At 66.7% G+C, this 14,677-nt stretch carries 12 protein-coding genes; 8 read left to right on the top strand and 4 right to left on the bottom strand.

Annotated elements, in window-relative coordinates; genetic code table 11:
• The first annotated feature begins 8 nt into the window (after window positions 1–8).
• On the top strand, window positions 9–968 hold the full coding sequence (locus tag AC5RUU_RS06970) for a D-2-hydroxyacid dehydrogenase family protein (RefSeq protein WP_493974482.1): 960 nt from the start codon (window positions 9–11) through the stop codon (window positions 966–968).
• A gap of 86 nt (window positions 969–1,054) precedes the next feature.
• Here the strand turns inward: AC5RUU_RS06970 and AC5RUU_RS06965 are convergent, their stop codons facing one another.
• Together AC5RUU_RS06965 and AC5RUU_RS06960 are read right to left on the bottom strand one after the other, a co-directional pair.
• Entirely contained in the window at window positions 1,055–3,553 is a 2,499-nt protein-coding gene (locus tag AC5RUU_RS06965; RefSeq protein ID WP_493974481.1) for a beta-glucosidase, read from the bottom strand.
• Complete coding sequence (locus AC5RUU_RS06960) at window positions 3,554–4,825, bottom strand: MFS transporter (protein WP_493974620.1); 1,272 nt, start codon at window positions 4,823–4,825, stop codon at window positions 3,554–3,556.
• A 145-nt stretch (window positions 4,826–4,970) separates the two neighbouring features.
• On the opposite strand from AC5RUU_RS06960, the gene AC5RUU_RS06955 reads away from it, so the two are divergent.
• Complete coding sequence (locus AC5RUU_RS06955) at window positions 4,971–5,549, top strand: TetR/AcrR family transcriptional regulator (protein ID WP_493974480.1); 579 nt, start codon at window positions 4,971–4,973, stop codon at window positions 5,547–5,549.
• 7 nt (window positions 5,550–5,556) lie between these two features.
• Here AC5RUU_RS06955 and AC5RUU_RS06950 read toward each other — a convergent pair whose 3' ends face one another.
• A complete protein-coding gene (locus AC5RUU_RS06950; RefSeq protein ID WP_493974479.1) occupies window positions 5,557–6,777 on the bottom strand; it encodes an ROK family transcriptional regulator in 1,221 nt (406 codons plus the stop codon).
• Window positions 6,778–6,913: 136 nt separating this feature from the next.
• On the opposite strand from AC5RUU_RS06950, the gene AC5RUU_RS06945 reads away from it, so the two are divergent.
• From AC5RUU_RS06945 to AC5RUU_RS06920, 6 genes are read left to right on the top strand one after another with little or no spacing between them, the layout of a single operon-like run.
• Entirely contained in the window at window positions 6,914–7,660 is a 747-nt protein-coding gene (locus AC5RUU_RS06945) for a sugar phosphate isomerase/epimerase family protein (RefSeq protein ID WP_493974478.1), read from the top strand.
• Between the two features lie 8 nt (window positions 7,661–7,668).
• Window positions 7,669–8,799 (top strand): Gfo/Idh/MocA family protein, encoded by a 1,131-nt coding sequence (locus AC5RUU_RS06940; protein ID WP_493974477.1) that lies wholly within the window; start codon window positions 7,669–7,671, stop codon window positions 8,797–8,799.
• Window positions 8,796–9,965, top strand: a complete 1,170-nt coding sequence (locus AC5RUU_RS06935; RefSeq protein ID WP_493974476.1) for a Gfo/Idh/MocA family protein — start codon at window positions 8,796–8,798, stop codon at window positions 9,963–9,965. The genes AC5RUU_RS06940 and AC5RUU_RS06935 overlap by 4 nt, the downstream gene beginning before the upstream one ends.
• A gap of 1 nt (window position 9,966) precedes the next feature.
• Window positions 9,967–10,968, top strand: a complete 1,002-nt coding sequence (locus AC5RUU_RS06930; RefSeq protein ID WP_493974475.1) for a sugar phosphate isomerase/epimerase family protein — start codon at window positions 9,967–9,969, stop codon at window positions 10,966–10,968.
• A gap of 2 nt (window positions 10,969–10,970) precedes the next feature.
• Window positions 10,971–11,987 carry a Gfo/Idh/MocA family protein gene (locus AC5RUU_RS06925; RefSeq protein ID WP_493974474.1) on the top strand — a complete coding sequence of 339 codons (1,017 nt, stop codon included), beginning with the start codon at window positions 10,971–10,973 and terminating at the stop codon, window positions 11,985–11,987.
• 13 nt (window positions 11,988–12,000) lie between these two features.
• A complete protein-coding gene (locus AC5RUU_RS06920; protein WP_493974473.1) occupies window positions 12,001–12,534 on the top strand; it encodes a GNAT family N-acetyltransferase in 534 nt (177 codons plus the stop codon).
• 4 nt (window positions 12,535–12,538) lie between these two features.
• Here AC5RUU_RS06920 and AC5RUU_RS06915 read toward each other — a convergent pair whose 3' ends face one another.
• On the bottom strand, window positions 12,539–14,674 hold the full coding sequence (locus AC5RUU_RS06915; RefSeq protein WP_493974472.1) for an amylo-alpha-1,6-glucosidase: 2,136 nt from the start codon (window positions 14,672–14,674) through the stop codon (window positions 12,539–12,541).
• Window positions 14,675–14,677: the final 3 nt, after the last annotated feature.

Here is a 14,677-nt window from a genome sequence, read left to right as displayed (position 1 = left end):
ACATCTCCATGCAGCACCGCCTTGCCATCCTTGACGACTACCAGGACGTGGCGCACGGCTTCGCGGACTGGGCCGCGCTTGAAGCCGAGGGTGTCACTGTGACCACGTTCCGGGAACCCTTTGCGTCCCGGGACGCCCTGGTCTCGGCTCTTGCTGACGTGGCCATTGTGATCGCCATGCGGGAGCGGACGGCGTTCCCGCGGGAGGTGTTCGAGAAACTGCCGGCCCTCCAGCTCCTGGTGACCACCGGGATGGCCAACGCCTCCATCGACGTTGCCGCTGCGGCGGAGCACGGAGTAACGGTCTGCGGCACGCCCGGCTCGCCCACCGCCGCACCGGAACTCACGTGGGCCCTCCTCCTCGCAGCCGCGAGGCACCTGCCTGCGGAAGAAAACTCGCTGCGCGCGGGAACCTGGCAATCCACCGTGGGATTCGAGCTGGCAGGCAAGACGCTGGGCATCGTGGGACTCGGGAAGATCGGCCGCCGCGTGGCCGGCTACGGGCGGGCGTTCGGCATGGACATCGTGGCCTGGAGCCAGAACCTGACGGATGAAGCGGCCGCGGAGTCCGGGGCCCGACTGGTGTCCAAGGAGGAGTTGTTCCGGGTCTCCGATGTGGCCACGCTCCACCTCCGGCTGTCTTCGCGCTCCGAGAACACCGTGGGCGAGGAGGAGCTGCGGCTTCTGGGCCCCGAAGGGATCCTGGTTAACACCGCCAGGGGTCCGCTGGTGAACCAGGACGCGTTGATCCGGGCACTCAACCAGGGCTGGATCCGCGGGGCTGCCCTTGACGTGTTCGATGAGGAGCCGCTGCCCGCCGGGCATCCGCTGCTGGCCGCTCCGAACACTGTCCTCTCCCCGCACCTCGGCTATGTCACCCAGGAAAGCTACCGGGAGTTTTACGGCGGCGCATTCGAGGACGTAACGGCCTGGCTGGCCGGGTCCCCCATCCGCACCATCATCGGCTGACAACGCGCCCCGCCCACTGGAGGACGGAACGGAAACGGCCGGGCCGGTCCCTGTGTGAAGGAGCCGGCCGGCCGCCGTCCAAAACCCTAGCGGAGCTCGATCTCCAGGGCCCGGAAACTATCGGCCGCGTGCCGGCCCACCAGGATTCGGAAGGTTCCCGGCTCGAACTGCCAGCCGCCGTCGTAATGCGCGAAGGAGCGGGCAGGGATCCGCACCTCCACGCTGTCCGTCCCGCCGGGGGCAAGGTGGGTTCCTGCGTACCCTGCAAGCCAGCGGACGGGCCGCTCCACTGCGGAACCGGCGCGTTCCAGGTAGACCTGGACAACTTCGCGGCCGGAACGGCTCCCGGTGTTGCGGACCGGGACGTGCACCACAACGTCGTTGCCCGCCGGGATGGACTGCGGTGCGTGGGGCGCGCCGAGTTCGAAGGTGGTGTAGCCCAGCCCAAAGCCGAAGGGCAGGGCAGGGGCCGCGCCACCTTCAGCCTGCTGCTTGAGCCAGGCCCGGTAGCCCACGTGAATGCCCTCGGAGTACACCACCTTGCCGTCCACCGGCGTGGTGTTGAGTACCGGCACATCCCCGAGTGCGGCAGGCCAGGTGGTGGGCAGGCGTCCGCCCGGTTCCTCGACCCCCAGGAGGACGTCAGCGATGGCCCGGCCGAACTCCTGGCCGCCGAACCACCCGAGCAGTACGGCACCCACTTTGTCGAGCCACGGCATAAGGACGGGCGAGCCCGAGTTCACCACCACAATAGTGCGCGGATTCACGGCCGCCACTGCCTCCACCAGCTGGTTCTGCAGGCCGGGGAGGTCCAGGTCCTTGCGGTCGAAGCCCTCCGATTCAATGGCCGCGCTGGTTCCCACCACCACAACGGCCACGTCGGCGGCCTTTGCGGCTTCCACCGCAGCGTCGATGTCCGCCTGCGGGTCCGCCACCACGGTTTCCTCGCCCAGGAGGATGGCGGTAAAGGGAATGACCTGCTGCTTGGGCAGTTCGTAGACGGCTTCGATGCGGATGCGTTCCCCCGCAGCGGTTTCCACCGGGTGGACGGTCTTGGGCGGGTCGAAGAGGGCGGCGCCGAGCACATCGGTGTCGTCATCGATCTCCCCGTTGAACACTTCGTCGCCCTTCAGGGTCAACCGGATCCGGCCCACGGTGCCCACGCCCAGGTGGTGGATACCGGCCGTCGGTGCCGTCCACTCAGCTTCCATGCGGATGGCGGCAGCACCCTTGGGAATACCGACGCCGAACCAGATCAGGTGCGATGCCAGCCGGTCCTCACCCGAGATCTCCGAGCCGTCCTCCGCCAGGAAAGTCACCCGCATCCCGGGGACGCCGGAGACCGGGTTGTGCAGCGAGGTGCGCGGGAAGGCCTGCAGTCCTTCGGCCACCTTGGCGCCGCGGGCGTAGCTCAGGCTGACGCCTGCCGGCAGTGCCTCACGCAGTCCTTCCAGCGGTGAGACCGTGTACTTGGGCATGACGGTGGCGCTGCCGCCGCCCTGGGTCCGGGCCTCCTCGGCGTTATGTCCGCTGACGGCAACGCTCGCCAGGGCCGACGGGTCAAGGGGCAGGAGGCCGTCCTTGTTGCGGACCAGGACGGCGCCGCGGACTGCCACTTCACGTGCCACGGCGGCGGCGTCGAGGGGCACCGGAAGTTCGGTGACGGCCGGGGCAACGCCTTCGAGTGAACCGACCCGGGCGGCGAGGCGGAGAATGCGGATGACCTTTTCGAGGATGGCGGTCCGGCTGACCCTGCCGTCATTCACGGCTGCCAGCAGCTTGGGTCCCCAGTGGCCTGCCGGTCCCGGCATTTCCAGGTCCTGGTGGGCGTTCGCCGCCTTCACCGAACGGACACCGGTCCAGTCCGAGACAACTACGCCGTCAAAGCCCCACTCCGTGGACAAAGGCGTCTTGAGAAGCCCATTTTCGCTGGCGGTGGTGCCGTTGATGGAGTTGTAGGAACTCATCACCAGCCAAGCCCGTGCCTCGGTGATGGCGTCCTCGAAGGCAGCCAGGTACAGCTCGCGGAGCGTTCGTTCGTTCACCACGGAGTCAGCGGTGAAACGGTCGGTCTCTGCCTCGTTGGCGATGTAGTGCTTGGGTGTTGCACCGACCCCCATCGACTGGACGCCGGCCACGTAGCCCGCAGCCATGGTGGCAGTGAGGCGGGGGTCCTCGCTCATGCACTCGAAGTGCCGGCCGCCCAGCGGGGAGCGGTGCAGGTTGATGGTGGGGCCGAGGACCGCGTGCACGCCTTTGCGGCGCGCCTCCTGGCCGAGCACCTGGCCGTAGCGGTGGGCAGTCTCCACGCTCCAGGTTGCGGAGAGGGCGGACGACGACGGCAGGGAGACTGAGTCATGACGCTCGTCGAAATCTTCACCCCGGACGCCCGAGGGGCCATCCGAGAGGACCACCCGGGACAGGCCGATCGAAGGCAGCGCATGGGTGGCCCACACGTCCGCGCCCGTCAGGAGCTGGATCTGTTGTTCGAGCGACAGTTCTTCGGCGAGTTTCCGGATACGGGTCTCTGCCTCCGGCGAACCGGCCGCCGGAGCCGTCACGGCCTTGGAAAGGGTGGGATTCATCTACTTGACTCCTTTGATGCGGGTAACGAGGACGGCGCCGATGATGCCGACGACGGCCCCGCCGATGAAGAGGGCGGGGTAACCGCCGAGCGTGATAACAGGGAACGCAAGGGCGGGGACAAGCGACTGCGGCAGCGCCTGGGCGATGTTGAAGACGCCGAAGGTCTTGGCGTTTTCACTCTGGCTGCCGGGCAGGAGGTCGGCGATGAGGGCGACGTCAACAGCTCCAAAGCAGCCAAGGCCAAGGCCTGCGATGGCCTGTCCCACCAGGACCTGGTCCGTGGTGGTGCTGGTGGCGATGACCACCAGGCCGGCCATCATGATGATGGCGGACGCGATGACCATGCCTTTGCGCTTGCCGATCCTGTCACTGATCCAGCCGCCGGCGAAGCTCGTGATAACGGTTCCGAGCGAGCTGACGAGCGTGGCCTGGAAGACCAGCGAGGCGACTTCCGTCTCGGCCACCCGCAGGTGGTCCGCGAAGAAGTAGGGCAGGTAGAGCAGCCCGGCGCAATAGCCGATGTAGACCAGGAACTTGGTGAACCAGGCCCAGCCAAGGCCAGGGTAGGTGCGGGGGTTGAAGTAGAAGGAACCGGCGATCTCCCGAAGGTTAAGCGGCGCCGGTTTCTCGGTGAGGACCCGGTCCTTGAAGGTGAAGGCGAAGGCAAGGGCCACCGCCGTCCCAACGGCTCCGGGGACCACCGCCATCTGGAAGGCATTGTCGAAGAGCTGGGCGAAGTAAGCTGCCGCCACAAGGCCAATCGGGAGTGTCATCCCGATCAGTCCGGACAGGCGCCCGCGCTCGGCGGGTGCGGCCTGGTCCGGAAGGGTGGCCACCAGCGCTGCCAGCGCGGCGTTGAAGCTGAGCTGGGCGAGGACCCAGGCCACCATCACGCCCGCCACGTCGGTGGCTGACCCGAGCAGGACCAGCGCACCCATTCCCACGAGGGAGCCGCCCACGATCCAGGGTTTGCGCATGCCGAACCGGGAGGTGGTGCGGTCGCTCAGCCGGCCGAAGAACGGGTTGGCCAGCAGCGCGATCAGGGCGCCGACGCCGGCCACCAGGCTCAGGGCCCCGGCGCGGGATTCCGGCGTGGTGATTTCCGAGATCTTGATGGCCAGTACCACCAGGGCGGGCGCCAGGACGGCCATCCAGAGGCCGGCGCTGGCGATGGGCATGCCGATGACGTAGGCGCGGGGTGTCCTGGCGGGCGTTCCCGGAGCGGGAGCGGATGAAACGTTGGTGCTGGTTGAGGTTCCGGGGGCGGGCAGCCCTGCGGGATCCTCGGTGTTGGTCGTGACGGCCACGGTGCCTCCTGACAAAAAGTGACCCTCCGTTGGGTCCTGCAGACGATGGTACCGACAAAAACCGAGTCTGACTAGGTTTTGTGTCAAGACCGTGAAATACACTGTCTTGGTGCCTTCATCAAAGCCGCGCGGCCAGTACGCCAAAGGAGCGGAACGCCGCGAACAGATCATTCAGACAGCAACGGACGTTTTTGCAACCGAGGGCTTCGAGGGCACGGCCCTGAAGCGTGTGGCCGAGCTGGTGGGCGTGAAGGAAGCTACCCTTTTCCACTATTTCCGGGGCAAGCAGGAACTGCTCACTGCGGTGCTGGCCGAGAGGGACCGGCGGAGCCTCGCGGCCATGGACGCAGAAGCGGGCCTGCCCCTGATGGTGCGGTCCGCAGAGCGCAACCGCGATGAACCGGGCCTCACCACCCTCTACGCCGTTGCCTCCGCCACCGCAAACGACCCGGGACACGATTCCCACGGGTATTTCAAGGAACGCTATGCCGAGGTGGTGGACGTCCTGGCCGCGGACATACTACGCCGGCAGGCCGCGGGAGAGGCCCGCTCGGACCTGCCGGCGAAGGACCTGGCCCGGCTGGTGGTCGCCATTTCCGACGGCCTGCAGCTGCAGTGGCTCTACGACAAGGACGTGGATGTGGCGGACGGCCTGTCACAGTTCATCGACGTGCTGATGAAGCCCTAGCTGCTACTTACCCCGCAATGGCGGCACCCGCGAGTGTTGCCTCGATGACTGACGGTGACAGGACATGCTGGGTGACCATGTGGCTGGCACCCAGGATGGCGGCGTGCCCGCCGGCCATGGAGACGGCGATCCGCAACTGCGAGGTGGCCAGTGGCGGCGACCGCCGGTAGACCACTTCCCGTATCCCGGCCACCAGGTGCTCCCCTGACACACCGATACTGCCGCCCACCACAATCACGGACGGATTGAGGAGGTTCACCACGGTTGCCAGCACGTCGCCGATATCCCTTCCGGCCTGCCGCAGGGCCTGGATGGCCTGGAGGTTTCCGTCGGCCGCAAGCCGGAGGACGTCTGAGCCCTTCTTCACGTCCATTCCCTGCTCCCGCAGTGCTTGCGCAATGGCAGGGCCGGACGCGAGGGCTTCGAGGCATCCGTAATTCCCGCACGCGCATTGCACCCCTGCCCCCCGGGCCAGCTGGACATGCCCCAGGTCACCGGCGGTGCCGTTGGCACCACGCTGCAGTTGGCCGCTGCTGATGATGCCGGAGCCGATGCCGGTGGCAACCTTCACGAAAAAGAAGTTGCCGTGCTCCGGCCAATGCACCGTCTGCTCCCCCAGCGCCATGATGTTCACGTCGTTGTCCACCAGCACGGGGACGCGGAGGGACTGCTGCACATAACCCGCCACGTCGAAGCCGTCCCAGCCCGGCATGATGGGAGGTTTCACCGGCTTTCCCGTGTCATGCTCGACGGGACCCGGCAGGCCGATGCCGATGCCGGCGAGCCCGCCCGCGCTCCGCCCTGCCGATCTAAGCAGTTCCTTTCCCTGCATGATGACCTGGTCCAGGACCGCTTCCGGGCCCTCGGCCACTTCCCGGGCCAGCCGCTGTTCGCGGAGGATTTTTCCACCGAGGTCGGTCACCGCCACGATGACGTGGCTTGCCCCCACGTCGACGGCCAGGACCAGGCGTGCGGAGGGGTTGAAGGCAAAGCGCGACGGCGGCCTGCCGCCACTGGACGTTGCCTCACCAGCGGGGCCTACCAGGCCGGACAGCATTAAGGCTTCGATCCGGGAGGCCACCGTGGAACGCGCCAGGCCGGTGCTCACGGCAAGTTCTGCACGGGTGCGCGCCCGCCCGTCCCGCAACAGCTGGAAGAGGTCGCCGGCCCGCCCCTGCGAGGTCGGGTACTCCGGGAGCGGACTCCCTTCACCGTGGCTTTTGGTCATCAACCATAGATAACACGGCCACTTCTTTCTGTCACTCGCGCAACTTTTGCTTGACCTTCGTCAGAAGTCCTTCTAGCTTTGCAATAGACCTGCAGTCATCTGTAAGTCGACGCCCGCTACCGACGCCAGGAGCACCATGTCCTACGCACTTCAGCTGTACACCGTCCGGGATGCCATCTCGAAAGACCTGCCGGGCACCATCCGGAGGGTCGCAGAAATCGGCTTCACCCAGGTGGAGCCGTACAACTTTGTTGCCACCGCCACCGAACTCGGCGCCGCCCTGAAGGAGAACGGCCTCACGGCTCCCTCCGGCCACGCCCCGCTGCTGAGCGGGGACCAGGACCAGATCTTCGCCGCGGCCAGGGAGCTGGGCATCGGCACCGTCATTGACCCTTACCTGCCGGCTGAGCACTGGCAGGATCCTGAAGATATCCAGGCCACCGCCGCCAGGCTTAACGCCGCCGCCAGGAAGGGGGCCGACTACGGCATCCGGGTGGGTTACCACAACCACCAGTGGGAGCTGGAGTCCGTCATTGAGGGCAGGACCGCGTTGGAGTACTTCGAGGGCCTGCTGGATCCGGAAGTGATTCTGGAGGTGGACACTTACTGGGTGGCCGTGGGTGGCCAGGACCCGGTGGATATCCTCACCAGGCTGGGTGACCGGGTGAAGCTCATCCATGTCAAGGACGGGCCCCTGACCACTGACACCAAGGCACAGCAGCCGGCAGGCCAGGGTGAGGTCCCGGTCATGGACGTTATCGCCGCCGCTAAGTCCCTGGAGGTAGGCGTGGTTGAATTCGACGACTATGCAGGCGACATTTTTGAGGGCATCGGTCAAAGCCTTTCGTTCCTAATGGCGTCGGGCGACGGGATCAAGGCGTGAGCACCCCGGTGACTGCAGCTTCTTCCGGCAAAGGCCCGGTGGGCGTCGGGGTGATCGGCGCCGGAAACATCAGCAAGCAGTACCTGGACAACCTCACGGTCTTCCCGGATTTGAAGGTCCACGTCATCGCGGACCTGTACGAGGAAGCCGCCGGGGCCCGGGCCAGGGAATACGGGATCCCGGAATGGGGCGGGATAGAGAAGGCGCTGAACCACCCGGACGTGGAGATCATCGTCAACCTCACCATCCCCGCGGCCCACGTCGAGGTGGCCACCGCCGCCGTGAACGCCGGAAAGCATGTCTGGACAGAGAAACCCATCAGCCTGGACCGGGAATCCGGGCTTGGCCTGCTCAAGACAGCCGACGCCGCGGGAATCCGGCTCGGCTGTGCCCCGGACACGTTCCTCGGCACCGGGTTGCAGACCGCCCTCCGGCTGATCCAGCACGGCGACATCGGCACCCCGCTGACCGCTATGACCACGTTCCAGACCCCCGGCCCGGAGTCCTGGCACCCCAACCCGGCCTTCCTCTTCCAGTCCGGGGCCGGTCCCCTGTTCGACATGGGCCCCTACTACCTCACCACACTGGTGCAGGCCTTCGGCTCCATCCGCAAGGTTGCCGCAGTCGGGTCCAAGGCCAAGCAGGTCCGCGTCATCGGCTCCGGCCCCAAAGCCGGCGAGGAATTCACCGTGGAGGTGCCCACACACGTCTCCGCAATGGCCCAGTTCGAGTCAGGCGCCTCCTCGCACAGCCTCTTCTCCTTCGAATCGCCCCGGGTCCGGATGGGCTTCGTCGAGATCACCGGCACCGAGGCCACCATCTCCCTGCCGGACCCCAACAACTTCGACGGCGACATTAAGCTTTGGCGCGCCGGTGACGAGGACTGGACCACCATCCCGGCCACCGGACCCGCTAACGGCCGCGGCATGGGCGTCCTGGACATGGCCCGCTCCATCCGTGCCGGTGTCCCCCACCGCGCCACCGGCGAACTCGCGTTCCATGTACTGGACAGCATGGTGTCCATCACTGAATCCATCGGGTCCGGCACCTTCGTGGACGTCGAAAGCAGCGCCCCCGCGTCCCCACCCCTGCCCGAGGACTGGGCACCGGAAACGTCAACTCTTGGGGGCGGGGCATGAGCCGGCAGAACGGCGTTGGGAGTCCGCTGGGCGTCGCCGTCATCGGCTACGCGTTCATGGGCAAGGCCCACTCGAACGCGTGGCGGAACGTAGCCAGCTTCTTTGACGTCCCGGCCTTCGAACAGAAGGTGCTGGTAGGCCGTGATTCCGGCCAGGTCGCCAAAGCGGCCGCCATGTACGGCTGGGCCGACTCCGCCACCGACTGGCGCGAAGTGATTGCCCGGGAGGACATCCACATCGTCGATGTATGCGCGCCCGGCTGGTTGCACGCCGAGATCACCATTGCCGCACTCGAGGCGGGCAAGCATGTCATGGTGGAAAAGCCGCTGGCCAACACCCTGGCTGAGGCGGAGGCCATGACTTCCGCGGCGGCAAAGGCCCGTGCCCGCGGCGTGCAGTCGATGATCGGTTTCAACTACCGCCGCGTCCCGGCCCTTGCCCTTGCCAGGGAACTGATCAGCGAAGGCCGGGTGGGAACCGTCCGGCACGTCCGCGCCGCCTACCTCCAGGACTGGCTCGCCGACGGCCAGGCCCCCATGACCTGGCGCCTGCGGAAAGAGACAGCAGGCTCCGGAGCGCTCGGAGACATCGCCTCCCACGCCGTGGACCAGGTCCTGTACCTCCTGGGCGACCAGGTCACCGGGGTCACCGGACGGCTGCAGACCTTCGTGGACCGGCGGCCCGGTCCCGACGGCCCGGAGGATGTCACGGTCGACGACGCCGCCTGGGCAACGCTGTCCCTCGCCTCCGGCGCCATCGCCTCAGTGGAGGCCTCCCGGGTGGCCACCGGGCAAAAGAACAGCCTCAAGCTCGAGGTCTATGGAGACAAAGGCGCCATCCTCTTCGACCTGGAGAACCTGAACGAACTCGGCTTCCTGGACGCCACCGCACCTGCCCGGGAACAGGGCTTCCGCCGGATCGTGGTCAGCGAGCCGGAGCACCCCTACCTGGAGGCCTGGTGGCCGCAGGGCCACATCCTTGGCTGGGAACACACCTTCACCCACCAAATCCGTGACTTCCTCACCGCCATCAGCACCGGAACCCAGCCCTCGCCGTCGTTCGAAGAGGGACTGAACGTCCAATACATCCTGAACGCGGTGGAGGAATCCGCCGCCGCCAAGAGCGCCCTCGTCCAACTCCCCGCCAGCACATCGCAAGGAGCCTGAGATGCCCCGCCCATTTACACTGTTCACCGGCCAGTGGGCCGACCTGCCCTTCGAGGAAGTCGCGAAACTGGCCTCCGGCTGGGGCTACGATGGCCTGGAAATCGCCGTCTCAGGCGACCACCTGGACGCCTGGCGCTGGGACGAACCCGGCTACGTCGACTCGAAGCTGGCCGTCCTGGAAAAATACAACCTCAAGGTCTGGGCCATCTCCAACCACCTCACCGGCCAGGCCGTCTGTGACGACCCCATCGATTTCCGCCACCAGGGCATCGTCCGGTCCAGGGTCTGGGGCGACGGTGACCCCGAAGGCGTCCGCACCCGCGCCGCCGAGGAAATGAAACACACCGCGCGGCTTGCCAAGGCACTCGGCGTGGACACCGTCGTCGGCTTCACCGGCTCCTCCATCTGGCAGTACGTGGCCATGTTCCCACCCGTCCCCGAAAAGGCCATCGACGCCGGCTACCAGGACTTCGCCGACCGCTGGAACCCCATCCTGGACGTCTTTGACGAATGCGGCGTCCGCTTCGCCCACGAAGTCCACCCCTCCGAGATCGCCTACGACTACTGGACCACCGTCCGCACCCTCGAAGCCATCGGACACCGCGAAGCGTTCGGCCTGAACTGGGATCCGTCGCACATGATGTGGCAGGGCATCGACCCCGTGTCCTTCATCTGGGACTTCAAGGACCGGATCTACCACGTGGACTGCAAGGACACCAAGGTCCGCCAGACCGGCCGGAACACAGTCCTCGGTTCCCACCTGGCCTGGGGCGACCCGCGCCGCGGCTGGGACTTCGTCTCCGCCGGCCGCGGCGATGTCCCCTGGGAAGCATCCTTCCGCGCCCTGGCCGCCATCGGCTACAACGGACCCATCTCCGTCGAATGGGAAGACGCCGGCATGGACCGCCTGCACGGTGCCCCCGAAGCCCTCGCCAACCTCAAGAAGTTCGACTTCCCCGCCTCCACCGCATCCTTCGACGCCGCCTTCAGCAGCAAGGACTAACCATGTCCAACCACAGCAGTGGCACTTCGGACGGACAGCTCCGCTGGGGAATCCTCGGTACCGGCTTCATTGCCGACCTGCAGGCCCGGGACCTCCTCGAGAACGGGTTCACGGTCCAGGCGGTGGGCTCCCGCTCCATGGAATCGAGCCGGGCATTCAGCGACAAGTTCGGCATCCCCACTGCCCACGGCAGCTACGAGGACCTGGTGGCCGACCCGGACGTCGACGTGGTGTATGTGGCCACTCCCCACGTGTTCCATCATGAAAACGCCCTGCTGGCCCTGAACGCCGGCAAGCACGTGCTGGTGGAAAAGGCGTTCACCATCAACGCCAGGCAGGCGCAGGAGATCGTGGACCTCGCGGCGGCGAAGGAACTGGTTGCGTTGGAGGCGATGTGGACCCGCTTCCTGCCGCACATGGCGCGCCTGCGCGAGATCGTGGCTGGCGGCACCCTCGGCGAGGTCCGCAAGGTGGTGGCCAGCCACAACCAGGACCTCCCCAAGGACCCCGCCCACCGTCTCAACGATCCGGCACTGGGTGGCGGCGCCCTCCTGGACCTGGGCATCTACCCGGTTTCCTTCTCCTTCGACGTCTTCGGCGCGCCGCAGCGGATTATTGCCAGCGCTGCGATGACCGCAACGGGCGTGGACCGGCAAACGGCGGCAATATTCGAGTATGCGGACGGGCAGCAGGCCCTCGTGGACTGCGCACTGGATACTGCCGGAAACAACCGCGCGGCCATCATCGGCACCGGCGGGTGGGTCGAGATCGATTCCATTTGGTACAACCCCACCCCGTTCACCCGGTATGACGTTTCAGGAAACATCGTGGAGCGCTTCGACCAGCCCGTAAAGAGCAGGGGCATGCAATACCAGGCCGCCGAGCTCGAGCGGCTCGTCCGCGGGGGCCTAACGGCCGGTACACTCTTGCCGCCCGGTGAAAGCGTGGCCATCATGGCGGCGATGGACGAAATCCGGCGCCAGATCGGGCTGGCCTACGACGCCGACCGGCAGCCTTAACGTGGAGGGCACCATGAGCCACACTATCCGCAGGGCAACAGCGCACGACGCCGGGGCGTTGGCTGAGTTGGCGGCCGTCACCTTCCCGCTTGCCTGCCCGCCGTCGTCGTCGCCTGCAGACATTGCGGCCCACCTGGCCAATACGCTCAGCGAACAGCACTTCCAGCGCTACCTCGCCGACCCGGACATCACCATCCTGGTGCTCGACTCCAGCTACCGGCTCAACGGCTACAGCCTGCTGGTGAACCGCCCGGCGGCTGACCCCGGGGTGGCTTCCGTGCTCACCCTTCTGCCGTCCGTGGAGCTCAGCAAGTGTTACGTCCACCCCGAGCACCACGGCCTGGGCGCTGCGGCCGAGCTGATGCACGCCAGCCTCCAGGCTGCCGCGGCGGCCGGCGGCGCCGGGGTGTGGCTGGGTGTCAACAGCCAGAACGCGCGGGCCATCCGCTTCTACGAAAAATCAGGGTTCCGCAAGGTAGGCACCAAGTCCTTCCAACTGGGCAGCACGGTGGAGCACGACTTCGTGCTGGAACGGGAAGTGCCCTAGTTTCTCACTTGTCCCCCGGCTCGTAGGCCAGGGGCGGACGCGGAACCGGCAGCAGCTTCAGGCCCGGCGGCAGCCCGTCGATGCTGCCGTTCGTCCCGTGGGCTCTAAGGGTGATCCGGGAAGTATCCAGCAACACGTTCTCGGCCAAGAATTCGCCCACCGAAGCCGGCAGGATCGGTGCCAGGTGCACCACCCCGCGGGTGTAGACGGGGTCGAACCGGAGCAGCATGCGGGTCAGCTGGACCGGTGCGGCCGCAGCCCAGGCCTGCGGCGAGCAGGCCGTCGGATAGGGCACAGGTCCAGGAAACTCCGCACGGTCAAAGCCGCAGAAGAGTTCCGGCAACCGGCCGTCGAAATGGTCGGCAGCATCGAAAATTCCCTCGGCAACCCGTTTCGCCTCCTCCACGAAGCCATAGCGCATCAGGCCGGTGGCCACCAGTGCCGTGTCATGGGGCCACACTGATCCGTTGTGGTAGCTGACAGGGTTGTATGCTCCCATGTCGGAGGCGAGCGTCCGGATCCCCCAGCCGGTGAACATCTGCGGCGACATCAAGTGGCCGGCAACAGAGGCCGCCTTGTCCTCGTCCGCAATCCCCGTCCAAAGGCAGTGCCCCATGTTGGAGGTACAGGCGTCCACCTTGCGCTTGTCCTTGTCCAGCGCCACCGCAAAGTACCCTTTGTCCGGCAGCCAGAACCTTTCATTGAAGGCCGATCTCAACTCGGCGGCACGTTCAGCCCAGTGATGTTCCAACGCAACGTCGCCGTCCCAGCGGGCCAGCAGCGACCTGCCGATGTAGGCGGCGTAGACGTACGCCTGGACTTCGCACAGTGCGATCGGGGCTTCAGCCATGGTGCCGTCGGCGAAGTTGATGCCGTCCCAGGAGTCCTTCCAGCCCTGGTTGACCAGGCCGTGCGCATTGGGGCGGCAGTACTCGACGAACCCGTCACCGTCCCGGTCCCCGTACTTCCCGATCCATTCCAGCGCCCGGTCCGCGTGCGGCAGCAGCGGCCTGATCACGTCCCGGGAAAGTCCCCAGCGGCTTAGCTCTCCCAACAGCGCAACAAAAAGCGGCGTGGCATCGGCCGTACCGTAATAGGCTGAGCCGCCCAGGGACAGGCCCGCGGTGACACCAAGCCGGACCTCGTGCGGGATGCGGCCAGGTTCCTCCTCCGAGCCCGGATCCACTTTCTTTCCCTGGATACCGGCCAAGGTCTGCAGCGTACCGGCCGCGAGAGTGGGGTTCACCATCAGGCTCATGTAGGACGACAACAGCGAGTCCCTTCCAAACAGCGCCATGAACCATGGCGCGCCCGCAGCGACCGCTGCCCGTTCAGGATGGTGCGAATCGAAGATCCGGAGGGCACCCAGGTCGCGCTGGCTCCGGTTGAGCAACTCCTGCAGGCCGCTGTCCTCCACCCTGATGCGGGGCACGCCTTCTTCCCAGTCCAGGTGCCGGCGGACACCTTCGCGGTGGTGCGGCAGCTGCCCTTCCCGGAAAGGCTTCTCCGGAGCCACCCCGTTCACCAGCGGCACAACGATGATGCTGACGGTCCACTTGCCGCGGGCCGGGACGATGGCATGGAACCGGAGGCCGTCGGTGCTTACTTGCGCACCCTTGGCACCGATGACCGACCCGCGCTGCTGGCCATGCCGGGAAGCCTGGATGACGAGCCGGTTGCCAGACACGTCCCGGGTTGCGGCATCGCCGCCGGTTGTCCGCCCGCCCTTCACGTCGAAGAGGTCGGCCTGGTCCGCGTCCACCAGCAGCTCGATGTCACACTCCACCGGCTCGCCCGCATAGTTCTCCAGCGTGATGTCGTCCTGGAGCCCAGGCCCGATGTGCCGGACCTGCCGAACGACCAGCGGACTGTCAAAGCGTCCGCCCGGCCAGGTGGCCCTGCCCACGAACGTCGCCTCGAAGGGGTGCGGCCGCTGGGCGGACAGGGGTTCCCGCAGGGAACCGTTGATGCGGAGGACCCAGTGGGAGATGATGCGGGTGTCCTGGAAGAACACGCCGTTCGCGCCGCCATCGGCACTGATGTCGCCGCTTCCGGAGGAAATGCAGAACGAGGACCCCTCCAGGATTGTCACGGAGCCGTCGGACACCGATGCCTCGTTGTCTGCGTTCCAGGCGGTCATGAA

It is taken from the genome of Arthrobacter sp. K4-10C, from assembly GCF_059090085.1.
This window is presented reverse-complemented; position numbering and strand designations above follow the sequence as displayed.